General features: G+C 70.3%; 22 protein-coding genes. 9 read left to right on the forward strand and 13 right to left on the reverse strand.

What is annotated here, in order from left to right; all coding sequences use genetic code 11:
- The first annotated feature begins 3 nt into the window (after positions 1 to 3).
- Positions 4 to 900, forward strand: coding sequence for a helix-turn-helix domain-containing protein (locus OG747_RS16335; RefSeq protein WP_405880068.1), 897 nt, complete (start codon positions 4 to 6; stop codon positions 898 to 900).
- 61 nt (positions 901 to 961) lie between these two features.
- Here the strand turns inward: OG747_RS16335 and OG747_RS16340 are convergent, their stop codons facing one another.
- Positions 962 to 1,732, reverse strand: coding sequence for a group II truncated hemoglobin (locus OG747_RS16340; protein WP_405880069.1), 771 nt, complete (start codon positions 1,730 to 1,732; stop codon positions 962 to 964).
- On the opposite strand from OG747_RS16340, the gene OG747_RS16345 reads away from it, so the two are divergent.
- The 5 genes from OG747_RS16345 (at position 1,707) to OG747_RS16365 (ending at position 4,338) form a co-directional block, all read left to right on the forward strand.
- Entirely contained in the window at positions 1,707 to 2,381 is a 675-nt protein-coding gene (locus OG747_RS16345; protein ID WP_405880070.1) for an SDR family NAD(P)-dependent oxidoreductase, read from the forward strand. The genes OG747_RS16340 and OG747_RS16345 overlap by 26 nt on opposite strands.
- Before the next feature lie 29 nt (positions 2,382 to 2,410).
- Entirely contained in the window at positions 2,411 to 2,653 is a 243-nt protein-coding gene (locus OG747_RS16350) for a VOC family protein (protein WP_405880071.1), read from the forward strand.
- Positions 2,654 to 2,673: 20 nt separating this feature from the next.
- Positions 2,674 to 2,757 carry a hypothetical protein gene (locus OG747_RS16355; protein WP_405885557.1) on the forward strand — a complete coding sequence of 28 codons (84 nt, stop codon included), beginning with the start codon at positions 2,674 to 2,676 and terminating at the stop codon, positions 2,755 to 2,757.
- Positions 2,758 to 2,846: 89 nt separating this feature from the next.
- Positions 2,847 to 3,593, forward strand: a complete 747-nt coding sequence (locus tag OG747_RS16360) for an SDR family NAD(P)-dependent oxidoreductase (protein WP_405880072.1) — start codon at positions 2,847 to 2,849, stop codon at positions 3,591 to 3,593.
- 190 nt (positions 3,594 to 3,783) lie between these two features.
- Entirely contained in the window at positions 3,784 to 4,338 is a 555-nt protein-coding gene (locus OG747_RS16365; protein WP_405880073.1) for a DoxX family protein, read from the forward strand.
- Positions 4,339 to 4,486: 148 nt separating this feature from the next.
- Here OG747_RS16365 and OG747_RS16370 read toward each other — a convergent pair whose 3' ends face one another.
- From OG747_RS16370 to OG747_RS16390, 5 genes are all read right to left on the reverse strand, one after another.
- The gene (locus OG747_RS16370; protein WP_405880074.1) at positions 4,487 to 7,729 is read right to left on the reverse strand and encodes a S8 family peptidase; all 3,243 of its coding nucleotides are present in this window, start codon (positions 7,727 to 7,729) and stop codon (positions 4,487 to 4,489) included.
- Positions 7,730 to 7,992: 263 nt separating this feature from the next.
- Positions 7,993 to 8,676, reverse strand: coding sequence for an ABC transporter ATP-binding protein (locus OG747_RS16375; protein ID WP_405880075.1), 684 nt, complete (start codon positions 8,674 to 8,676; stop codon positions 7,993 to 7,995).
- Between the two features lie 255 nt (positions 8,677 to 8,931).
- Positions 8,932 to 10,392, reverse strand: a complete 1,461-nt coding sequence (locus OG747_RS16380; RefSeq protein WP_405880076.1) for an ABC transporter permease — start codon at positions 10,390 to 10,392, stop codon at positions 8,932 to 8,934.
- Positions 10,393 to 10,666: 274 nt separating this feature from the next.
- Positions 10,667 to 11,920, reverse strand: a complete 1,254-nt coding sequence (locus tag OG747_RS16385) for an Ig-like domain-containing protein (protein ID WP_405880077.1) — start codon at positions 11,918 to 11,920, stop codon at positions 10,667 to 10,669.
- A gap of 280 nt (positions 11,921 to 12,200) precedes the next feature.
- The gene (locus OG747_RS16390; protein WP_405880078.1) at positions 12,201 to 12,545 is read right to left on the reverse strand and encodes a hypothetical protein; all 345 of its coding nucleotides are present in this window, start codon (positions 12,543 to 12,545) and stop codon (positions 12,201 to 12,203) included.
- A 110-nt stretch (positions 12,546 to 12,655) separates the two neighbouring features.
- Between OG747_RS16390 and OG747_RS16395 the strand changes: the two genes are divergently transcribed.
- Together OG747_RS16395 and OG747_RS16400 are read left to right on the forward strand one after the other, a co-directional pair.
- A complete protein-coding gene (locus OG747_RS16395) occupies positions 12,656 to 13,093 on the forward strand; it encodes an LPXTG cell wall anchor domain-containing protein (protein ID WP_405880079.1) in 438 nt (145 codons plus the stop codon).
- 37 nt (positions 13,094 to 13,130) lie between these two features.
- Positions 13,131 to 13,865 (forward strand): DUF2625 family protein, encoded by a 735-nt coding sequence (locus tag OG747_RS16400; protein WP_405880080.1) that lies wholly within the window; start codon positions 13,131 to 13,133, stop codon positions 13,863 to 13,865.
- A 131-nt stretch (positions 13,866 to 13,996) separates the two neighbouring features.
- On the opposite strand, the gene OG747_RS16405 is transcribed toward OG747_RS16400, so the two are convergent.
- The 5 genes from OG747_RS16405 to OG747_RS16425 all read right to left on the reverse strand — a co-directional run bounded on the left by OG747_RS16405 (position 13,997) and on the right by OG747_RS16425 (position 19,889).
- On the reverse strand, positions 13,997 to 15,634 hold the full coding sequence (locus OG747_RS16405; RefSeq protein WP_405880081.1) for a DEAD/DEAH box helicase: 1,638 nt from the start codon (positions 15,632 to 15,634) through the stop codon (positions 13,997 to 13,999).
- Positions 15,635 to 15,770: 136 nt separating this feature from the next.
- On the reverse strand, positions 15,771 to 15,974 hold the full coding sequence (locus OG747_RS16410; protein ID WP_028803001.1) for a cold-shock protein: 204 nt from the start codon (positions 15,972 to 15,974) through the stop codon (positions 15,771 to 15,773).
- 205 nt (positions 15,975 to 16,179) lie between these two features.
- Entirely contained in the window at positions 16,180 to 17,718 is a 1,539-nt protein-coding gene (hutH, locus tag OG747_RS16415) for a histidine ammonia-lyase (protein ID WP_405885558.1), read from the reverse strand.
- A 108-nt stretch (positions 17,719 to 17,826) separates the two neighbouring features.
- Entirely contained in the window at positions 17,827 to 18,981 is a 1,155-nt protein-coding gene (locus tag OG747_RS16420; RefSeq protein WP_405880082.1) for a diguanylate cyclase domain-containing protein, read from the reverse strand.
- Positions 18,982 to 19,082: 101 nt separating this feature from the next.
- Positions 19,083 to 19,889 (reverse strand): enoyl-CoA hydratase/isomerase family protein, encoded by an 807-nt coding sequence (locus OG747_RS16425; RefSeq protein WP_405880083.1) that lies wholly within the window; start codon positions 19,887 to 19,889, stop codon positions 19,083 to 19,085.
- 245 nt (positions 19,890 to 20,134) lie between these two features.
- Between OG747_RS16425 and OG747_RS16430 the strand changes: the two genes are divergently transcribed.
- Positions 20,135 to 20,803 carry a hypothetical protein gene (locus OG747_RS16430; protein WP_405880084.1) on the forward strand — a complete coding sequence of 223 codons (669 nt, stop codon included), beginning with the start codon at positions 20,135 to 20,137 and terminating at the stop codon, positions 20,801 to 20,803.
- A gap of 55 nt (positions 20,804 to 20,858) precedes the next feature.
- On the opposite strand, the gene OG747_RS16435 is transcribed toward OG747_RS16430, so the two are convergent.
- Positions 20,859 to 22,220, reverse strand: coding sequence for an adenylate/guanylate cyclase domain-containing protein (locus OG747_RS16435; protein ID WP_405880085.1), 1,362 nt, complete (start codon positions 22,218 to 22,220; stop codon positions 20,859 to 20,861).
- Between the two features lie 161 nt (positions 22,221 to 22,381).
- On the reverse strand, positions 22,382 to 23,248 hold the full coding sequence (locus tag OG747_RS16440; RefSeq protein ID WP_405880086.1) for a biotin--[acetyl-CoA-carboxylase] ligase: 867 nt from the start codon (positions 23,246 to 23,248) through the stop codon (positions 22,382 to 22,384).
- Positions 23,249 to 23,375: the final 127 nt, after the last annotated feature.

Below are 23,375 nucleotides of genomic sequence, written 5' to 3' on the forward strand. Positions count from 1 at the left end.
GGTATGGACGAACAGCCCTCCCCGCCGCTGGACCGGCGTGCCGAGCTCAGTGAGTTCCTGCGCACCCGCCGGGCCCGGCTGAAGCCGGAGGACGTGGGGCTGCCGGACTTCGGACGGCACCGCCGGGTACCGGGGCTGCGGCGCGAGGAGCTGGCGCAGCTGGCCGGAGTGTCGGTCGCGTACTACACGCGCCTGGAGCAGGGCAACGGACGGAACGTGTCGGCGGAGGTGCTCGACGCGATCGCCCGCGCCCTACGGCTGACCGGCGCCGAGCACGCGCATCTCACCCACCTCGCGAAGCCCAAGGCGCACAAGAAGAAGCAGGCGGCGCGCCCGCAGCAGGTGCGGGGCGCCCTGCGGCAGCTCCTGGACTCCATGGACGGCATCCCCGCGTACATCAGCGGACGGCGCTCGGACATCCTGGTCTGGAACCGGATGGCCGCGGCCGTGTTCGGTGACTGGTCGGAGCTGGCGCCGCAGGAGCGGAACTGGGCGCGGCTGGTGTTCCTGAAGCCCGAGTACCACGATCTGTTCGTGGACTGGGAGCAGAAGGCGATCGACATCGTCTGCCTGCTGCGCATGGACGCGGGCTGTCACCCGGACGACCCGCGACTGTCGGCGCTGGTCGGCGAGCTCTCCGTGAAGAGCGAGGAGTTCCGGCGACTGTGGGCCACGCACGACGTGAAGGAGAAGAGCCACGGCGTGAAGCGGCTGCGGCATCCGCTGGTGGGTGATCTCTCGCTGCAGTACGAGTCGTTCCGGCTGCCGGACGACAGTGAGCAGGCGCTGATCACGTACCACGCGGAGCCGGGTTCCGCCTCGGCGGAGGCACTGCGTTTGCTGGCCAGCTGGGGCACGGACGCGACCCGCGCGGGCGCGACGACGCCCACGCCCACGTAGCCCCGCCCACGCCTCCGGGGGCTGCGCCCCGGACCCCGGGTCCGCGCCTCTGAAAGCCTCGTCAGGGCTGGTACGGCGGGGCCGCTCCCCATGTCCACCTCGGTACCGGCTGGTCCCCCGGAGGGGCCGCGTCCGGGCCGGAGAAGTAGACGGCCAGGCGCGTACCCCACTCCGCGTACGCGACGAACGCGGAGCGGAACTCGGCGTCGGTCGGCAGCCCGGCGTCGTCCGCCGCGTCCTGGAGGAGGTTGACCCAGCGGCGGCGCTGCACCTCGGTGATGTTCTTGCCGAAGTGCTTGGCGACCATGTGCCCGTGGCCGCCCTGGGTCTCGGAGTAGGCGGGCGGCCCGCCGAAGACCTCGCCGAGCCAGAGGGCGACGTGCACCGCGTGTTCGGGGGCGAGGTCGGCGAAGACCGGTGCGAGGACGTCGTCCTTGAGGACCTTGTCGTAGAAGACCTCGGTGAGGCGGGCGAAGGCCTCGGCGCCCCCGGCCCAGGAGTACAGCGTGGGCACGGACGCCCCCGCGCCCCGTACCGTCGTCGGCGCGTAGTGGCGCATCTCCTCGATGTACGGGATGTAGGGGCGGATCTCGGCGAGGAAGCCGGGGAACAGCTCCGACTGCCGGAAGCCTTCGGCGTGGTCCTCGGTCGAGGTCCAGGTGATCCGCAGGATGAAGTACTCGACGTCCCCCTCGCAGCGCGCCAGCTCGTAGTCCACGCATTGCGGCGCCGCGGCGAGCTGGGTCGCGGCCCGGGTGTAAGCGGCCAGGAACTCCGCGGACTGCTCCTCGGGAATGCGGTACCGGATGTACTCGACAGTCGATTCGGTCATACCCCCCACACAAACACGGACGACCCACCGGAAGCTCTCCTTCCGACGGGCCACCACGCCGTGTCAGCGCTCGGCGAAACGCCCCGCCGGCCTCGAAGTCCGGCCACTCCTTCGCTCAGCTGCTCGCGGCGTCGACCGGCTCGCCGCGGAGGTCGGCGAGATCGACGTCCTGGTCAACAACGCCGGGCAAGCCGTCTGGGCACCGACCGAGGAGATGAAGGTCTCCGACTACGACGCAATGTTCGCCGGCAACGTCCGCGCGCCGTTCTTCCTCGTGGCGGCGTTCGCCCCGACGATGGCGGCGAAGGGGTCGGGGAGCGTGATCAACATCGGCAGCATGGCCGGCAGCCTCGGCCTGGCCACCGGGGCCGCGTACGGCGCGACCAAGGCCGCGCTGGCGTCACTGACGCGAGGCTGGACGGCCGAGTACAGCGGCCGCGGCGTCCGCTTCAACACCGTCGCCCCCGGCCCGGTCTACACCCGCCCCGAGGCCCGCGACCTGTTCGACGCGCTCGCCGAGACCACGGCGATGAAGCGCGCCGCCGAGCCCGCCGAGGTCGCCGAAGTCGTCGCGTTCCTCGTCTCGGCAAAGGCCGGCTACGTCACCGGCGCGACCGTCGCCGTCGACGGCGGCCGCACCGCCATCTGAACCCGCCTACTCTCAAGAGGAGAACCTTCATGAGCAACACCATGTACGGCCTGAGCGTCGACGCCGCCGACTCCGAGAAACTCGCCCACTTCTGGGCCGAAGCACTCGGGCGGGAAGTCGCCTCAGGCGCGGGCCCCGAATTCGCCACACTCGACCCGGACGGGGCCACCCCGCGGCTGAGCTTCCACCAGGTCCCCGAGCCCAAGTCGGTGAAGAACCGGCTGCACCTCGACCTCTCAGCCCCACCTTCGATGCCGAGTCTCAGCGGCTGATCACGCTCGGCGCCTCCCGGATCCGCGACGCCGCCCAGGGCTCCGCCCGCTGGACGACGTTCGCCGACCCCGAAGGCAACGAGCTCGACCTCATCGCCGGCTGAGACACGAAATACGGCCAAGGAATACACACCCAAGTCCGAGCGAACGGGTCCACGACCAGGCCGCCCGGCACACACGCACAGGAGTTGAAATGAACAAGCCCGTTGTTCTCATCACCGGAGCGCTCAGCGGCATCGGCCGCGCCACCGCCGCCGCCTTCGCCAAGAAGGGCGCGAAGGTGGTCGTTGCCGGCCGGCACGATGAGGCCGGCAAGGCGCTTGCCGAGGAGCTGCGCTCTTTCGGTTCCGAGGCCGAGTTCATCGACGCCGACGTCCGCAAGGAAGATGACGTCCGCGCTCTGGTCGACGAGACCGTCGCCCAGTTCGGCCGTCTCGACGTCGCGGTGAACAATGCCGGCACCGAGGGCCGGGCCGGCCCGATCACGGACCAGACCGCGGAAAGCTATGCCGCGACGTTCGACACGAATGTTCTCGGAGTGATCCTGAGCATGAAGCACGAAGTGCGCGTCATGCAGGGCCAGGGCAGCGGAACGATCATCAACATCTCCTCGACCTACGGGCACAAGGGTGCGGCGGGAGCCTCCGTCTATGTCGGCAGCAAGCATGCCGTCGAAGGCATCACCAAGTCCGTGGCGCTCGAGGTCGCCCAGTCCGGAATCCGCGTGAACGGCGTGGCGCCCGGCCCTACGGACACCGGCATGCTGACCCGTTTCACCGGCATACCGGAGAACAAAGCGGCTCTGGTGGCGGAGGTTCCGTTGGATCGCCTCGGCCTCCCGGAGGAGCTTGCCGACGCCATCGTCTTCATGGCGTCGGACGAAGCTTCATTCATCACCGGGCACATCCTCGACGTCGACGGCGGTCACACCACCAACTGACCCGTCCAGGCACGGAGGCTCACTCCGCGCCCAGTCGCTCGGCGTGCGACATCACCCGACTTGCGGAAGTATCGGTAGGGGTGGTCCGCGTCCTGCGATGGCGCGCGGGTGCTGACCGCCTACCGGTGAACCGGTGCCTGTTCAGGCTGGGAATGGTGGCCGTTTCGGTATCCCTACCGGAGCATTTCGGATGGAGAAGCGCAGTACGGACTGGCTGTTGGCTCCCACGGAGCCGGCAGCGCAGGACACCGTTGCGCCGTGGTCGTCCGCTCGCGACTGGGGACTGCTGCTGATCAGGCTGACCATCGGGCTGCTGATGGCCGGGCACGGCGCTCAGAAACTCTTCGGGCTCTTCGGGGGCGCGGGTCTGACAGCTACGGGGAAGGGGTTCGCCGCTCTCGGTTACCGACCGGGGAAGGTTTTCGCGGTGATCGGCGGTCTGTCCGAGTTCCTCGGCGGCCTTGGTCTGGCTCTTGGGCTACTCATCCCGCTCGCGGCCGCCGCCCTCATCGGAGTGATGATCAATGCGATGGTGACCGTTGCCGGTGCCCACGGTCTGTGGGAGACGGAAGGCGGCGTGGAATACAACGTCTGTATTGCCATCGTCGCTCTCGCCATCGCCGCCATCGGTCCAGGTCGGCTGGCCATCGACCGGTTCTTCCGCTGGGGTACGGGCGGCTGGGCCGAAGCCGCCTTCGCCCTCGGCCTCGGCGGCATGGGGGCCGCCATCACCCTCAGCCTGTGAATCTTCCTTCACACGCCGGTCCCTGGATCATCGTGACGCCGGCACGGCAAACGGGCCCTTCGAGAGGGAATCTCGAAGGGCCCGACACTGCCGCGATGCACCGATATGCCGAACAGCCGATGCGCCGACCTCAGCTACGTACTACTCCTCACTTCCCGTAGTACGCGTTGTAGATCGAGACCGTCGACTTGTTGCCGTTCTTGTCGGTGATCTTCGCGTGGAAGGAGATGCCCTTTCCCTTCGCCGGGTTCTTGACGGTGATCTTGCCGTTCTTGACCTTGAGCATGGTCCAGGTCTGGCCGTAGTCGTACGAGACGTAGACGTACAGCGACTTGAGGTTCTTGCCCGCGGCCGAGCCCTGCACGGTGAGCGGGATCGTGACCGTCTTGCCGGCCTCGACACGGCTGTCCAGGCCGGTCGCGGCGTTGAAGCGGACCGTGGAGGTGGGCAGCTTGGCGAAGTCGGTCTTCTTGGACTTGAAGGTCCAGCTGGCGTCGATCCGCGTGGAGGCCGCGGCGACCTTCACCGTGCGCTTGACCGAGGTCGTGAGCTTGTACGTGGCCTCGCCGGCCGGGACCTTGAACTCCTTCATCCCGACGAGCGGGTCGTCGTTCGAGCCGACCTTCGCACCGTTGCGGTACAGCGTCGTCGTCACGGAGGTGTACAGCGAGGAGCCGGGGTGGCCGTCCCCGTCGGCGAACAGCGGCAGGTAGCCGCTGATGCTGTTGTCGTTGCGGAACACACCGTAGTCCGCGCTGATCTTCGGGCCGAAGACCGCCGTGTTGAACGTCTTCGTGTAGCTCTTGCCCGCCTTGAAGATCTGCGGGTAGTCGTCCGTGTAGTAGGCGTCGATGACCGGGGTTCCGGTGGAGTCGACGCCGGCGCGCTGCTCGAAGGCGAGCGCCCACTGGGCCTTCTCACCGGTCGACACGTACAGCGTGCGCGAGCCCGGCAGCTTCTGGTCGACCGCGACGCTCATGCTCTCGTCGTCGGGCAGGAAGCCGTACGCGCTGACCGCGCCCGTCTTGCCGGAGGCCGCGGCCCCGAGGTTCGTCCTCACCTTGGCCAGCTCGCTCGCCTGGTAGTGCTTGACGTGCGCGCCCTGGAGCTTGGTGGTCTTGGCGCCGGTGAAGGTGTCGTACTCGGTGCCCGCGCCCTTGGTCCACTGTCCGGCCCAGCTCTGGAACAGGCCGGAGGAGATGGCCGGGCCGACGTGCGCCGTGCGCAGGTCCTGGAAGGAGGTCAGCTGGATGGAGTTGCCGAGGCCCGTGGTGTTGTCGGTGTAGCTGACCGTCGCCGACAGCGGCTTCGCCTGCGCGTCCGGCACCGTGATGTCGGCGCCCTTGGCGGTACGGGCGTCGAGGGTCACCGTGGTGTTCCTGGTGACGCTCAGCCGGGGCTGGACCAGCCAGTCGATCCCGCCCTTGGCCGTCACCAGGTCCTGCGCGAACAGGGAGTCGAGCAGGTAGCTGCCCTTGGGGACCCGCAGGGTCACGGTGTCCGCCGTGCTCAGCGAACTGTAGTCCCGCTGGGCGCCGAGACCGGAGTAGCCCTCCAGGTCGGTGAGGTGCGTGGGCGTCTCACCGGCGCGGTTGACGTACTTCAGGGTGACGTTGTACGACTCCGCCTCCCGCTGGATGGCCACCGCCGTCCGTACCGACTGACCGCCACCGGTCGCCGTCACATACGCCGAGTACGCGCCCAGCAGCGTGCCGCCGAGCTTCGGGTTGGCGGTGACCTCGACGGAGGTCTTGCCGCCCGCCGGGACGGTGACCGTCTTGGTGCCGAGTGCGAAGAAGCCCGCGGGGGCCGCCTGGCCCTTGGGGTCGGTGGCCGAGACCGCGAGGGTGAGGGTGACGTCCTTGGTACCGACGTTGCGGTACGTCAGCTGCTTGGTCACCGGCTTGTCGTCGGTGTGCGGCCACTGCGCGATGCCGAAGCTCAGCGACGACGGCTCGGCGAGCACGGTCTGCTGGATCGCCCTGTCGACGGCGATACGGCCCGAACCCTGCTGGAACGGCGTGTACTTGCCGCCCTTCGCGGAGCCCGTCAGCGCGGCCTTGAGCTCGGTGTACGTCCAGTCCGGGTGCTCCTGCTTGAGGATCGCCGCGGCGCCCGCGACATGCGGGGTCGCCATCGACGTACCGGAAATGGTCAGGTACCCCGCGGGCTTCTCGCCGACCTCCTGGTCGATGAGGCTGCCCGGGGCCGCGGCGGCCGTGATGTCCACGCCGGGCGCGGTGACGTCGGGCTTGATGGCGCCGTCGCCGACGCGCGGGCCGGTGCTGGAGAAGTCCGCCAGCTTGTCGTTGTCGTCGACGGCGCCGACGGTGAGCGCGGCGTCCGCGCTGCCGGGCGAACCGATCGACTCGGGGCCCCCGTTGCCCGCGGCGATCGCGAAGAGGATGCCCTTCTCGGCCGAGAGCTTGTTGACCTCGGCCTCCAACGGGTCGATGTCGGGGGTGTCCTGGCCGCCCAGGCTCAGGTTCACGATGTCGGCGCCCTGCTCGGCCGCCCACTCCATGCCGGCGAGGATGCCGGAGTCGTCGCCGTTGCCGGTGTTGTCGAGGACCTTGCCGTTGAGGATCTTCGCGCCGGGCGCGACACCCTTGTACTTGCCGCCCGACTTGGCGCCGGTGCCCGCCGCGATGGACGCGACATGCGTGCCGTGGCCGACGTGGTCGGTGGCGTCGGCGGCGGTGGAGAAGTTCTTGGAGGCGATCACCTGGTCCTTGAGGTCCGGGTGGGTGGCGTCGACACCGGTGTCCAGGACGGCGATCTTGACGCCCTTGCCGTCGTAACCGGCCGCCCACGCCTTGGGGGCACCGATCTGCGGCACGGACTTGTCGAGGCTCGCCTTGCGGACGCCGTCCAGCCAGACGTGCGCGATACCGGAGGCCGTCCGCCCGTCGTTCGTCACCGCGGACCACAGCTCGGCCGCGTCCCGCTGCGGCGTCTGCACCGCGTCCGCGTTCAGGGTCTTCAGGGACCTGCGGAGCGTGCCCGCCTCGCGGACGTCGGCCTTGGCGGCCGTCGCGGCTCCCTGGTAGCCGACGATGACCTTCAGGCCCCGTTGCTGAGACTTGCGGACCGCCGTCTTGTTGAGCTCGGTGATGTCGAAGAGCCGCCGGTCGAGCTTGCCGCCGGCTATGAGCGCCTGCGCGTCGGCCGGCACCACGAGGGTGTGGCCGTCGGCCTTGCGGATCTGGACGGGAACGTGCTCACGGCCCTTGGCCCGCTCGAAGCCGACGACGCGTCCCTTGGCGTCGACGACCACCCGGTCACCGGTGATCAGGGTGATGCGGTGCTTGGCCGTGATCCCGGCCGCCTTGCCGGCCGCGAAGGTGCTCGCCGTGCGCTGCTCCGCCTTCGCCGACGCCGGACTGGTCATTCCCGCCGCCAGAGCCACGGCCGCCGCCGTGGCGACGGACGCCGCGCACGCTCTTTTCACTTGTCTGCGCAAGTCTCCCCCTGGAGATGAGGTCCGGACGAATCCCCATTCATCCGGCCGGGGGAAGCCCCGCACGCATGCACGCACGCCCCCCGGAATACGCAAGTATGCCGGGGGGTGATCGCCCCCTCAATAGCGGGGCGAGCGTGATGAGTTGACGGAATTGTTCCGCAACGCCCCCGCACGCTGCCGTTTATTCCCCTTTATGCCCCCGCGTTCTCCTTGACGGTGAGCTTTCCCTTGCGAATCGTCGCGATGCGCGGGGCCTTCTTCGCGATCGCGGAATCGTGCGTGACCATGATGAAAGTGAGCCCGCGCTCCTTCCACATGGTCTCCAGCACCTCCATGATCTCGTCGCGCATCGACTCGTCGAGGTTGCCGGTGGGTTCGTCGGCGAGCAGTACCTTCGGCTGCTTGACCAGGGCGCGGGCGATGGCGACGCGCTGCTGCTGACCGCCGGAGAGCTCGGCGGGCAGATGCCCGAGCCGCTCGGCCAGTCCCACCGACTCCAGTGCCTCGGCGGCCCGCGCGCGCCGCTCCTTCACCTTCACACCGAGCGGTACGAGGGCGGTCTCCACGTTCTCCTGGGCGGTGAGCGTGGGAATCAGGTTGAAGCTCTGGAAGACGAAACCGATGTTCTCGCTGCGCACCTTGGTGAGCTTCGCCTCGGACAGCTTCGCCATGTCGGTGCCGTCGAGTTCGATGCTGCCGTCGGTGGGACGGTCGAGGCCGCCGAGCATCTGCAGAAGGGTGGACTTTCCGCCACCGGTCGGGCCCTGGATGACGAGCCGGTCGCCGTCCGCGATGGTCAGGTCGACCCCGGCGAGCGCGTCGATCGTCTCCTTGCCCCGCGTATAGCGCTTGGTGACGCCTTTGAGTTCGTACATGGTGCAACTCCTGGATGACGTGAAGGGGGTGCCCGGTGCGGCAGGCACCCCCTGAGGGGGCTGGGGCCTGTCGTTTGGATCAGGCCACTTCAAGGAAAGGGCGCTTGACCGGCGCCGGTGAGCGGGGTCTGGTGCGTGCAGTTGCAAGGCGGAGGAGGGAAGCGACGCGGAGCGTCGTTGACCGACGACAACGCCGCAGATGTGCGTGCCAGACCCCGCGGCCGAGGCCTGATCCAGAAGACAGGCCCCTAGGACCTATTCGACGCGGCGCAGGGCGTCCGCGGGCCGCAGCCGGGAGGCGCGCCAGCCGCCGAAGGCGCCGGCGATCAGGCCACCGGTGACGGCGAGGGCCACCGCGCCGGCGATGGTGCTGAGACTGACGGGCGCGGTGAGCGCGACGTCGAGGGCCTTGGTCGCGGCCTGCCGGCCGGGACCGCCGAAGCCGCCGCCACCGCCGGGACCGCCCTGTCCGCCGCCGCCCGAACCGCCCACCTGCGCCTGCAGGGTGGGGCTGATCTCGGTGACGACGTACGCGCCCGCGAGGCCGAGCGCGATACCGAGCGCGCCGCCGACCAGACCGTTCACCATGGCCTCACCGACGACCTGACGGGTCACCCGGCCCGACTTCCAGCCGAGCGCCTTGAGCGTGCCGAACTCGCGCACGCGCCGGGAGACGGCCGAGGAGGTGAGCAGACCGGCGACCAGGAACGCGGCCACGAGCACCGCGATGGACAGCCACTTGCCGACGTTCGACGCGAGGCTGGAGGCGGTGGAGAGGGAGCCGGAGACGGTGGACGCGAGGTCGGCGGAGGTGGTGACCGTCGTCCCCGAGATGTTCTTCTGGATGGTGCTCTTGACGCTGGAGATCTGCTGCGAGTCCGACGCCTTGACGTAGATCGTGGTGACCTTGTCCGTGGAGCCGCTGAGCGTCTGCGCCTGCTTGAGCGGGATGTACAGGTTGGCCGCGGCGTCCCCGCTGTCGGGCGTGGCGATGCCGATGACCTTGTACTTGACGCTCTTGATGGTGACGGTGCTGCCGACCTTGAGCTTCTTCTCCTTGGCGTACGAGACGTCGGCGACGACGACCTTGTCGTTCGTCTCGGACGTCTTGAAGGTACGGCCGCTGGTGATCTTCGAGGAGGTCAGCGGGCCCAGGGCGGGCTTGGTGACGTCGGTGCCGTAGACCGAGTAGTTGTTGACGTCGAAGTTGGCGCCGCCGCCCTGGACGCGGCCCTGCGGGGACTGCTGGGCGTTCGGGCGCCCGCCCTCCTGGCCGCCGCTGTTCTGGTTCTGCTTGAACTGACCCCGCGTGAACTGGCCGTTGATCCGGATGACTTGGAGGCTCAGTCCGCCGACGGAGTCCGCGACGCCCTTCTGGGAGTCGACCTTGGTGACCGTGGAGGCGGCCAGGGTCTGGAAGCCCTGCACCATGACGCGGTCGCTGCTCTGCTCCTTGTCGGAGCCGTTGTCCTGCGCGTCGAAGTTGAAGCGCGGGCGCTGGCTGGTACTCGTCGCCGGCGCCGCCGCCTTGGTGACGGTCATGTCCGTACCCAGTCCGTACAGCGACTGGAGGACCTTGCCCTGGGCCTTCTCCATGCCGGACGACACGGAGCTGACCACGATGACCAGGGCGATGCCCAGGGCGAGTCCGGAGGCGACGACGAGCGCCGCCTTCCTGCGGCGGCGCAGTTCGCGCCTCAGGTAGGTGAAGAACATGGCGGAAAGCTAGGTACTGCGCGTGATGGCGCGATAAGGCCCGCATAAGAGAAGCATGAGAAGGCTGTGGCGGCCCGAGAGTTCACCTGTGGGCCGCCGAGGAATCCTGTGCACCCCGCCAAGACCGATGGCCCGCACCCCTGGCGGGGTGCGGGCCGTCGTACCGAGAGCGGCCGTCATTCAAACGACGAAGACCGCAACCATCAATTGAGGAACCCTTACGGCGAGCAACCACACCCGCGAGAGCGGCGGCGGTTTAGCCGCAAAGGGGTGTTCAGACGGCCGAACCGGCCTTCCAGGCCGCCCAGCTCAGGTTCCAGCCGTTGAGGCCGTTGTCCGGGGCGATGGTCTTGTCGCCGGTGTTCTTGACGACCACGACGTCACCGATCAGCGAGTGGTTGTAGAACCAGGCCGCGGGGGTGCTCGGGTCGCCCGCACCCTTGGTGTCGGACAGACCCACACAGCCGTGGCTGGTGTTCACCGCGCCGAAGATGGACTTCGCGCCCCAGTAGTTGCCGTGGATGAAGGTGCCGGAGCTCGACAGACGCATGGCGTGCGGTACGTCCTTGATGTCGTACTCGCCCTTGCCGTCGGTCTTCGTGAAGCCGACCGTCGAGCCGTTCATCCGGGTCTCCTTGAACTTCTCGGAGATCACCATCTGACCCTGGTACGTCTTGTGTTCCGGAGAACCCGAGGAGATCGGGATCGTCTTGATCGTCTTGCCGTCCTGCGTGACCTTCATGGTCTTGGTCTGGGCGTCGACGATCGAGACCTGGTTGCGGCCGATCTTGAAGGTGACCGTCTTCTGCTGCACGCCGTAGACGCCGCTCGTGCCCTGGACACCGTCGAGGTTCAGCTTGAGGGTGACGGTGGAGCCGCCGGTCCAGTAGTTCTCGGGGCGGAAGTCGAGGCGGTTGGCGTTGAACCAGTGGCCGACGACCTCCTGGCCGCTGGTGGAGGAGACGGTGATCCCCTTCTGCACGGCGGCCTTGTTCGTGATCGCCTTGTTGAAGTTGATCGAGACCGGCATGCCGACGCCGACGGTGGAGCCGTCCTCCGGCGTGAAGTTGCCTATGAAGCTGTTGGCCGGGGAGACCGTGGTGAACGAGGCGTTCTCGTGGGCGACGAGGCCCGCGGAGTCGGTGGCCTCGGCGGCCACCTTGTACGTGGTGGCGCGGTCGAGCTGGGCGGCGGGCTTCCAGCTCTTCTTGTCGGCGGATATCTGACCGGAAACGGGCGTGCCCGACGCGGTCGTCATGCTGACGGACGTGAGCGTGCCCTGGCTCACGGTGACCGCCGCGGCGTTGTGGATGGAGGCGTTGTCGGAGCCGTCCGCGGGCGTGATCTTGATCAGAGCCGCGGAGCTCTTCTTGGCCGCCGCAGCGTCGGCCTGGGCCTGCGAGGTCTCGCCGTTGCTTTCCGAAGCACTGGCCTTGCCGCCGCCTGAGCTGCACGCAGAGAGCACCAGCACCCCGCCGAGCAGTGCGGACGCGGTCATCAGACGCCTGCGCCGCATACTGTTCGTCATCACACGCTTCTCCATCGTTGCCGAATCACCAAAAATCACGAGAGCCCCGTAAGATCCATCAACGCTACGACCGGTTCATCCCGTTCCACATCCCTCGAATGTGTGGGACACACCACGTCCGTCAACGACATCAACCGAATCAATCGGATCCAGCGGACCCCGATCGAGTGGTACCGACTGCCGGACCGACTTCTGGTGCGGAGGTGGCCAGTGCGTCGTCTGAGACGAGGAAACCCCGGGCGGCGGTTGCCACCCGGGGTCACGATTTTCCCAAGAGGCGTCAGCCGACCCCGACTCCCTCGTCGTCCTCGTCGTCATCATCCTCGTCGAGGTCCCATTCCGACGAGTCCGGGTCGTAGTCGATCGGCTCACTGCTCCAGGACGCCTGGGCGAGGTCGACCCCGGGCACCTCGCTGACCAGGTCGAACGGATCGACGAGATAAGCGAGGGCCTCGGCGGTGTCTTCCGTCACTGCGTTCTCGGCCTGCGTCCGCTCGTCGGCCGGCATGCCGGAATCGTCCGCGACGCGACGCAACGCGGCCTTGGTGACGGCGTCCGCGTCATCGATTTCCAATACCAGCTCCACGCGAAGCCGGACAAATCGTGATGTCTCAGGAGTGCTCATAAGACGGAGCGTACGGCCCGTGGCTCCCGCGACTTTCCCGCGACCCGCGCCTTTCACTAGCATCGGCCCACACGGCCAATTCGCCAGCGCCACAAGGGGATCGATATTACGTGTCCGCCGCACGTCGCTCGTTGCTGACCGCCACCGCAGCGGGGACCCTCCTGGGAGCCCTGTGGTTCGTTCCGTCCGCCCATGCGACTCAGGAAGACCCTGTTCAGCGGGGTTCCGCGCCGACGACCATGACGGCGAGAAACTCGCTGCGGGTGCAGACTTCCACGGAGTCGGAGGACAAGCAGTCGGTCGACAGGCAGTCCGGCGACACCGCGTCCGCGTCGACCGAGTCCGGGACGGCCGACTCCGCGTCGACCGAATCCGGGACGACCGCATCCGGGACGACCGCATCCGGGTCGAACGACGCGCAGACCCGGCTCGCCGACACCGGAAGCATCGACACGACGCCGTTCGTCGTCGGCGGCACCCTTTTCCTCGGCCTCGGCGCCGGCTTTGTGACCTACTCGGTGCGCCGGGAGCGCACGGCGGCTTTCTGAGCGCGACGCTCCGGCCCGTACACCCCACGGGATACCCATGCGAGACCTGACCGAGCTGACCGATGTCGAGGAGCCCGCGTGGCCGCTCCTGTCCGAGGCACTCTCCACGAGCATGGTGTCCATGGACGTGCTTCCGGTGGACCCCGCGCAGGCCCGCGCGACCCTGCTGCAAATGCAGATCAGCGCACGCTCCTGGCTCGGCGCCTTCGTGCTCAACTGCGGCGGGGTACTGCTGGACAGCGGCTGGCTGCGCTTCTACGGCAGCCCCGGTGCCGAAGCCTCCCACGGGCTGCCCAGCCTCGCCGAGGTCAACGGCTTCCCCGAGCACTTCGACCCGGCGTGGCGGCCGGAGGGCGGGCTCGTCATCGCCCATGACGTACTGGGCGGCACCTTCGTCCTCAACGGGCCCGACCCGGAGGCGGTGGGCCGCCCCGGCAAGCCCGGCGAGGTGGTGTACTTCGCGCCGGACGCCCTGCGCTGGGAGGACCTCGAAGCGGGCCACGAAATCTGGTTCAACTGGTTCCTGGAGGACGGCACGGAGCAGCTGTACGACAACCTGCGCTGGCCCGGCTGGCGCGGTGAGACGGGTCCCCTGCCGGCGTCCTACGGGATCACGTTCACCCCGGTCCTGTGGACGGCCGCCGCCCGCCGCGACCTCCCCGCGGCCCGCCGCCGCGCCCTCCACATGACCGACCTCCTGAAACTCCACAGGAACACCGGCCTGGAACTCGACAAGATCGACCCAGGCTTCCTGGGCGACTTCGAGGACTGAGAAACCCCGGTGAGCACCGCGCCCCGAAAGGGGCGCGGGGCTGGGACAGTTGCGGCGCCGCCGCGCGGGCGCGACCGGCCACAGACGGCCCGCACTTGTGTCACTTGTGAACCGGGCTTCAAGCGGAGCGCCTACGCTGCTCGGCGCCCGCCGCCCTGCCCGCCGCCCTGCCCACCGCGCTCACCACGCCGCTGCTGCGGCGCACGCCCACGCCCACCGGTGGAACGCCCAGCACCCCCGGTACCGCCCGTACCGCCCGTACCGCCGGCGGCACGCCGAGGCTGCCGCCCCTGCGACTCCGCACCCGTACGCGAACCCGTACCCGCGCCACCCGCGCCACCCGCAGGGCGCCGCGTCCGCGACCTCGGCCGCTGCTTCGGCGGCTCGGCCGGCTGCGGCACCTCGATGACGACCGGGACGCCGGAGGGCTCACGGGCGCCGGTGAGGCGGACCAGTTCCTCGTCGCTGGACTTGATCCGGGCGGTGCGCGGGGTGATGCCGGCGTCCGCCATCAGCCGCGTCATCTCCCGCCGCTGCTCGGGCAGGACGAGGGTGACGACGCTGCCGGACTCACCGGCCCGGGCGGTGCGTCCGCCACGGTGCAGGTAGTCCTTGTGGTCGGTCGGCGGGTCGACGTTGACCACGAGGTCGAGGTCGTCGATGTGGATGCCGCGGGCCGCCACGTTGGTCGCGACCAGCGCGGTGACCTGACCGTTCTTGAACTGGTCCAGGGTGCGGTTGCGCTGCGGCTGGCTGCGCCCGCCGTGCAGCGCGGACGCCCGTACACCGCTCGCGAGGAGCCGCTTGGTGAACCGGTCGGCACCCCGCTTGGTGTCCACGAACAGGATCACCCGGCCGTCGCGCGCCGCGATCCGCACCGCCACGGCCTTCTTGTCGGTCTCGTCGGCGACGTGCAGCACGTGGTGCTCCATGGTGGTCACCGCGCCCGCCGAGGGGTCGACGGAGTGCACCACGGGGTCGGTCAGGAACATCCGGACGAGCCGGTCGATGTTCTTGTCGAGCGTGGCCGAGAAGAGCAGTCGCTGACCGCCGGGCTCGACCTGCTGGAGCAGCGCGGTGACCTGCGGCATGAAGCCCATGTCAGCCATCTGGTCGGCCTCGTCGAGGACGGTGATCGCGACCTGGCCGAGGACGCAGTCGCCCCGCTCGATGAGGTCCTTGAGCCGCCCGGGGGTGGCGACCAGCACCTCGGCGCCGCGCCGCAGCGTGCCGGCCTGGCGGCCGATCGACATCCCGCCGACGGCCGTGGCCACCCGCAGGTTGACGGCGGTGGCGTACGGCGTGAGGGCGTCGTCGACCTGCTGCGCGAGCTCGCGCGTGGGGACGAGGACGAGCGCGAGCGGAGCCTTGGACTCTGCCCGGCGGCCTGCCGTACGGGCCAGCAGGGCGAGCCCGAAGGCGAGCGTCTTGCCGGAGCCGGTGCGGCCCCGGCCCAGGACGTCGCGTCCGGCGAGGGAGTTGGGCAGGGTCGCGCCCTGGATCGGGAAGGGCTCGGTGACGCCCTGCGCCGCGAGGGTCTTGGTGAGGGCGGCCGGCATGTCCAGCGCGTCGAAGGAGTCGACGGCGGGCAGGGCGGGTGTAATGGTCTCGGGCAGGGAGAACTCCTGCGGCGCCACGGCCTTGCGGGCCGGGCCCTTGCCGGTGCCGCGGCCGCCGCCGCGGCCCGCACCCTTCGCGAAGCCGCCGGTCTGGGCGCCACCACGTGCGTTTGCCGGCCGCTTACGGACGGGACGTTCGGATCGAGTCATGCTGGATCTGGATTTCCTTCCTGGGCCCCACGGACTGCACGCACAGCGCTCGCAACCTCACAAGCACTCACAGCACGAGCCGGGACCCGCACCCCGAAGGTGCGGGCCCCGGCTCTGGAAAAGCGCGTCCCCGAAATCAGGCGGGGATGATGTTCTCCGCCTGCAGGCCCTTCTGGCCCTGCGCGACGTCGAACGAGACCTTCTGGCCCTCCAGCAGCTCACGGAAGCCGGAGCTGGCGATGTTGGAGTAGTGGGCGAAGACGTCGGGGCCGCCGCCGTCCTGCTCGATGAAGCCGAAGCCCTTTTCCGAGTTGAACCACTTCACGGTGCCTGTAGCCATGTTTTTCTCCTGAATAGGTAGGGCCCCAATCCGGAGATGCACCGGGAAAAGCCGGAGATGCCGGTAAAACAAAACGCGCCTGCGGAGGATTCCGATCAGGCGCACAAAGTAAATGGGTACCAAAAACGTATCAATGAGACAGTAGCACACTTCGGGCCGCCGCTGTGACAGCGGCGGCCCGACGGTGCTCCGGTCAGACCGGCGGTCAGGCCAGCGGTCCGGTCACCGGCTCCACTGCCGCCACGACCAGGCCGCCGCGCACGAACGCGTCCGCAGCCTCCAGGTCCGGGGCGAGGAAGCGGTCGGGGCCCGGGCCCTGGACGCCGGCCGCGCGGACGGCCTCGATGACGGCCTGCGAGGCGGGCGCCGGGGTCAGGCCCTCGCGCAGCTCGATCGCGCGGGTGGCGGCGTACAGCTCGATCGCGACGATACGGGTGAGGTTGTCGACGGCGGTGCGCAGCTTGCGCGCGGCCGACCAGCCCATGGAGACGTGGTCCTCCTGCATGGCGGAGGACGGGATGGAGTCCGCGGACGCCGGTACGGCGAGCCGCTTCATCTCACTCACCAGGGCTGCCTGCGTGTACTGGGCGATCATCAGGCCCGAGTCGACCCCGGCGTCGTCCGCGAGGAACGGCGGGAGGCCGTGCGAGCGGTTCTTGTCGAGGAGGCGGTCGGTGCGGCGCTCGGCGATGGAGCCGAGGTCGGCGGCGGCGATGGCGAGGAAGTCGAGGACGTACGCGACCGGGGCGCCGTGGAAGTTGCCGTTCGACTCGACGCGGCCGTCGGGCAGGACGACCGGGTTGTCGACGGCGGAGGCGAGCTCCCGGTCGGCGACGAGCCGGGCGTGCGCGAGGGTGTCACGGCCGGCGCCGGCGACCTGCGGGGCGCAGCGCACGGAGTAGGCGTCCTGGACGCGCGGGGCGCCGTCCTGGTGGTGGCCGGTGAGCTCCGAGCCCTTCAGCACGGCCAGCATGTTGGCGGCGCTGGCGCTCTGCCCGGGGTGCGGACGGATGGCGTGCAGCTCGGGGGCGAGCACCTTGTCCGTCCCGAGGAGGGCTTCGAGGGAGAGCGCGGCGGTGACGTCGGCCGACTTGTAGAGCGTCTCCAGGTCGGCGAGGGCCATGACCAGCATGCCGAGCATGCCGTCGGTGCCGTTGAGGAGGGCGAGGCCTTCCTTCTCGCGCAGTTCGACGGGCGCGATGCCGTGCTCGGCGAGGAGTTCACCGGCGGGGCGGACCGTGCCGTCCGGCCCCTCCGCGTCGCCCTCGCCCATCAGCGTCAGCGCACAGTGGGACAGTGGCGCCAGGTCGCCGGAGCAGCCGAGCGAGCCGTACTCGTGGACGACCGGGGTGATCTGGGCGTTGAGGATGTCCGCCATGGTCTGCGCGACCTCGGGCCGCACGCCCGTGTGCCCCGAGCAGACGGTCTTGAGCCGCAGGAACATCAGCGCGCGGACGACCTCGCGCTCCACGCGCGGGCCCATCCCGGCGGCGTGCGAGCGGACGATGTTGCGCTGCAGCTGGGCGCGTAGTTCCGGGCTGATGTGCCGGGTCGCGAGGGCGCCGAACCCGGTGGAGACGCCGTAGACGGGCTCCGGCTTGGCGGCCAGCGCGTCCACGATCTCGCGGGCCGCGGCGAGGGCGCCCACCGCCTCGCCGGAGAGCTCGATCCGGGCGCCGCCGCGCGCCACGGCGAGAACGTCGGACGCGGTCACTCCGGACGTCCCCACCACCACAGTATGCATATCCATATTCAGGAGCGTACGCAGTGAATTCAATGATGTCACTAGTGGGTGGCCGGTTGACCCCTTACTTCGACGTACGTCACACAGGGACCCCCATGTGTCACAAACTCACGGGCGGGGCGGCTCGTGGCGCCCCCGGAAACGGCGGCGCTCCCGCTGGACCGGGGACGGTGCGTCGGCCAGGCGCACGACCGGGTCGTCGGGGCCCTGGCGCCCGGCGACGACGGGTCCGGCGGCCCGTACGGCCTTCGCACGGTACTGGGCGGCGTCGGCCAGCCGGAAGAGGCGACGGGCCGAGCGGACCGGACCGATCGGGTCCTCGGTCGAGGCCACCCCGCACGCCACCCCCTCGCCCAGCTCCAACTCGGCGGCGCGGCGGCAGAGTTCGTCGGCGATACGGACGATCGCGTCGGCCGGCGGGCCGACCGCGAGCAGGCAGAACTCGTCGCCGCCGAGACGTGCGGCGAGGGTGCCCGGCAGCATCGCCCCGCACAGCGACAGCACCGACCCGAACCGCTCCAGGAGCCGGTCGCCGACGGCGTGCCCGCGGGTGTCGTTGACGTACTTGAGCCCGTTGAGGTCGCAGACGACGAGACTGACCACGGCGCCTTCCCGCCGGTGCCGCTCGATGGCCTCGTCCAGGCGTACGTCGACGGCGCGGCGGTTGGCGAGCCCGGTGAGGGCGTCCGTGAACGCCAGACGCCGGGCCTCCTCCAGGCGCTCGACCTGGGCGATCCCGGCGGCGACGACGGAGGCCAGTACGGTCGCGAAGTCGGCGTCGGCGCGGTCGAAGACGGGTGCCGCGGCCGGGCGGGCCACATACAGCTCGCCCCAGGCGCGCCCGTGCAGCACGATCGGGGCGACGACGCAGCAGCCGCGGCCGCGCCTGCGCAGGGCGGCGACGCGCTGGTGACAGTACCCGGCGCGGCCTCCCTCCGGACCGTCGGCCGTCTCCACCCAGGCGTTCGGCCCGCCGCCCCCGGCCCAGCGCTCGTGCAGGAACTCGGCGATCTCCGGGAACTGGTGCACCGGATACGCCTCCCCGTCCGGGAACTCCTCCTCGTCCGCCGCGCGTTCGCCCACGTTCACCAGGACTTTGAGCCGGCCGAGCTCGCGCTCCCACACGGAGAGCGCGGCGAAGCTCCCGGCGAGCGCGCGGCAGGCCCCGAGCGCCGCGGCCCGCCAGGACTCGCGCGGGGTGGGCGCCGCCGCCATCCCCTGCGCCAGCTCCACCACGGCCGTCAGCCGTCTGTCCTCACCCATCACTCCAGGCTAGGGATATTCACGACGATTCGGGACATTGGTAGGGCGAACAGGGGTCCGAGTAGCCGTACCGGCCGGAGGGCGCCGGGAAGCGAGGGCGGCTACTCCCCCGGCCACTGCGGCTTGCGCTTCTCGTTGAACGCGGCGACGCCCTCGGCGCGGTCCCCGGAGAAGGCGACGGACCGCCAGGCGGCGTCCTCGACCTCCAGACCCGCGCGCAGGTCGAGCCCGTGCCCGAGCCGCAGCGCGCGCTTGGCGGCGCGCAGGCCGACGGGGGAGTTGGCGGCGATGCGGGCGGCGAGCGCGAGGGCCTCCGTACGGTCCCGGCCCTCGTCCACGAGGTCGTCGACGAGCCCCAACTCCCGTGCCTCGCCCGCCTCCAGCCGGCGCGCCGAGAAGATCAGCTCGGCCGCGCGGGCCGCGCCGACCCGGCGGGGCAGCAGCTGCGTACCGCCGCCGCCGGGAATCACCCCGACCGACACCTCGGGCAGCCCGAGCACCGCCGTACGGTCGGCCACGATCAGATCGCAGGACAGGGCGAGCTCGAAGCCGCCGCCGAGCGCGAAGCCGTGCACGGCGGCGATCGTCGGCATCGGCAGCTCCAGGACGCCGGTGTACGCGGCCCGCGCGACGGGGCGCTGCCGGACCAGGTCGGCATCGCTGAAGGAGTTGCGCTCCTTCAGGTCGGCGCCGACACAGAAGGCGCGCTCGGCGGTGGAGGTCAGCACGACCACGCGTACGTCGCGCTCGCCGCCGAGCGCCTCGCAGGCGGCGGTAATGGAGCGGGCCATGTCCGTGGACACGGCGTTCATGGCCTTCGGCCGGTCGAGGGCGAGCTCCGCGACGTACTCGTGCCGCCGTACGACGACGAACTCCCCGAACCGCCGCTCGTCCCCTTGCTCCGCCATGACACCCTCCCGATAACCGGTTAACGCGGGTTAACTTCCGACGCCTCCGATCATCGCAGCCGACGCCGCCCGGCGAAACCCGTCGCCCTCCCGTCGCCCTCCCGTCGCCCTCCCCTGGCCCCCGCTCCCTCCGCTCCTCGTTCGAGTGACATCCCGCCCAACTCCCGTCCCACGCCCCCAAAGGACGCATAACCTGCGCACCGCCCAGCACATCGGGGGCGCAGGCCCACCGGGGAGGGACGACCATGACGAACGGCACCACGACGGACGTGACGGGTCCTTCGGCCGACCTCTCGGCGGCCGAGTCCGTCTCCGCTCCCCTCCGGGAACGCTCCGTCCGGGGGCGGCACCGCAAGCCGCGGCCCCGACGGGTGCTCTTCGCCGTGGGCGGCCTCGCGCTTGCCGCGGGGGTGAGCCTGGTGCGGATGACGCCGGACTCGATGGTCGGCGACGGCAGCGGTGGTGTGAACGCGGAGGCCGAGCCGAGGGCCGGCGTCGCCACGGACGAGGCGGTCGACGCCTCGCCGACCGCCTGGATCATGCCCTCCGCGTATCCCACGTCCCCCGAGACGACCTCCGCGATGGGCGGGGCGAACGCGACCCCGACCTCGGGCGTGCTCCTCGCCCCCACGCCACCGTCGGCGGCGCCATCACCGGCGGCGGCGATCCCGTCCGCCCGCGCGGACGACCCCGTGGGCGGTGCGCCCGACTCGACCGGTATCCCCACCGCCCCTGTCGCAGCGTCCCGGCCGCACGCACAGCCGCCGGCCGCGAGCGCCCCCGCCCCGCAGCCCACGCCGAGTGCCAACCCCCACGCCCCGGCTCCGCGGCCCAGCCAGAACCCGCCGGGTCTGTGCGTGCCGCTCGTCGGTATCTGCGTGAACGATCTGGCGGGCCCTGCCGGAAACCACTGAAACAGCCGGGAAGGTACGGAAAAAGCCGGGAAGCCGAAACAAACAGCCAGGGCGGCTACAGCTCGCCGTCCCGGCGGGCCAGCAGCCACGGTTCGACCACGCCGAGGCCCCGGACCGGGCGCTGCCACATCGGCTGGAGGGCGAAGCGGTACGCGGGCGGCTTCTCGCCCTCCTTCTCCGCGGCGGCCGCGGCCTCGGCGGCCGCCGCCTCGGAGGCGGGGGCGTCCGCAGTGCGGACCAGCTCCTCCGCGAAGGCACCGTCCACCAGGACGGCGTCCCGCGGCGCTATCGACGTAAGACGGGAGGCGAGGTTCACCGTCGTACCGAAGACATCGCCCATCCGGGTCGTCACGGTACCGAAGGCGATGCCGACGCGCAGCTCCGGCATGGTCTCGTCGTGCGCCATCGTCTCGATGAGGCGCAGGGCGATCTCGGCGGCGACACCGGCGTCGTCCGCGGAGTACAGCACCTCGTCACCGAGGGTCTTGATGAGGCGCCCCCCGTGCGCGGCCACCAGGTCGGCGGCGGTGGTCTCGAAGGCCTCGACGAGCTCGCCGAGTTCCTCCTCCTCCATGCGGCGCGTCAGTCGCGTGAAGCCGACGAGGTCCGCGAAGCCGACGGCGAGGCGGCGGTCGACCATCTCCTCGTCGTCGCCGGCCTGGACGACCCGGCCGGTCGCGGCGGCGAGCTGGCGCCGCCAGACGTAGACGATGAACTCCTCCAGCTCGGGCAGGAGCAGCTCGATCAGGGGGTACGTCACCTCGGTGCGCGTCATCCCCGGTTCGGGAGGCTCGGTCAGGCCCTCCAGGAAGGAATCGATCTGCCACTCGGCCAGCCGGGCGGTGGTCTGACCGGTGGAGCGCGCCACCTGCACGGCCATGGCCTCACTCAGCAGGCCCGCCTCGACGAGACCGGCCAGGCGCCGCAGCGCGAGCACGTCGGCCTCCGTCAGCGCCTTGGCCTGGCCGATGTCGGCAAAGCCCATGGCCCGCCAGAAACGGGAGGCCAGTTCCATGGAGACACCGGCGCTGCGGGCGGCCTGGAAGGGGGTGTAGCGGCGCTCGGCGCCGAGGATGAGCTGTTCGAGACGGAGCGCGAGGGGGTCCTCGCCGGAGTCGGCGACCTCCGCGTCCAGCCAGCTCTGCCCGTCCCGCCGGCCGTCCGTGTCCGTCCGGTCGCTCGGGTCCGTCCGGTCGTTCAGGTCCGTCCGTTCGTTCAGGTCCACGTGTGCGCCCGTGTCACTCCGCCCGTTCACACCGTTTCCGCCGTTTCCGCCGGTCCCGGTGGTCGCATCCGTAGTGCCGTTCGCGTCGACGTGTGCGGGCGCCGGGTCGGTGACCGACCCGGCAGTACGCCCCGGCTCACCGTCGGGAGCGGGGTGTGCACCCGTGCCCGAGCCCGTGTCGTCGACGGTCACGCCTGCTGCCCTTCCGATCTGCCGTGGTCAGGGATCGACCGCGGTCAACTCTACGGCAGGTGTGCGCTGGCTCACTCCTGACTCGTACGTGCGGTCGGGGCTCGGTAGCACGATCGCTTCCCGGGCTCCACCGCTGAGTACGGCCTGCCGGCCTCCTCGGCTCAGGCCGGCCGCAGATGGACGATGTCCCCGGCGCCGACCGGCTGCTGTACGCCCTCCTCCGTGGCCAGGACCAGGCGCCCGTCCCCGTCGACGGCCACCGCCTCCCCGGTGATCGACGTACCGCCGGGCAGTTCGGCCCGCACCACTCTTCCGAGGGTCGCGCATCCTGCGGCGTACGTCTCCTGGAGACCGGACGCGGCGGGGTCGCCGCCGACCGCGCGCCACTTCTCGTACCACTGCTCCAGGGAGCGCAGAACGGCCCGCAGCACGGTGTCACGGTCCGTGGTCGTGGCGCCCGCGAGGGCGAGGGAGCTCGCACCGGGCACGGGAAGTTCGTCGTCGCGCAGGGTGACGTTGATGCCGATACCGACGACGACCGCGTCTGTTCCGGCGCGCTCGGCGAGGATGCCGCCGGCCTTGCGTTCCTCGCCGTCGACCGTCACCAGCAGGTCATTGGGCCACTTGAGCGCCGTGTCGACGCCCGCCACCCGGGTCAGGGCCGTGGCCACCGCGACCCCGGTGAGCAGTGGCAGCCAGCCCCAGCGCTCCACGGGGACCCCGGTGGGCTTCAGCAGGACGGAGAAGAAGAGGCCCGAGCGGGCCGGCGCGGTCCAGTGGCGGTCCAGGCGGCCCCGCCCGGCGTTCTGCTCCTCGGCGACAAGGACGGCCCCTTCGTCGGCTTTCCGCTCCGTGACGAGGGCGACGAGGTCGGAGTTGGTGGACCCGGTGCGCTGCACGACCTCGACATCGCACCAGAGCCCGCCCTCGCGGACCAGAGCCCGGCGCAGGGCTGCCCCGTTCAGCGGCGGGCGGTCCAGGTCGGACCACCGGTTGTCATTCGCGTCTGATGCATCTCGCGGCGTCATGCAACCCACCCTAGGTGTGGTAAACGCCGCACTGCCGAACCGTATCGACACCACTACCCTACGAGTCAGTAGCAACCCCCTGAGCACATCACCCTCATTTCCCCACTGAGCAGGCAGGGAGCCGCAT

The organism is Streptomyces sp. NBC_01384, from assembly GCF_045040035.1.
Classification (GTDB): domain Bacteria; phylum Actinomycetota; class Actinomycetes; order Streptomycetales; family Streptomycetaceae; genus Streptomyces.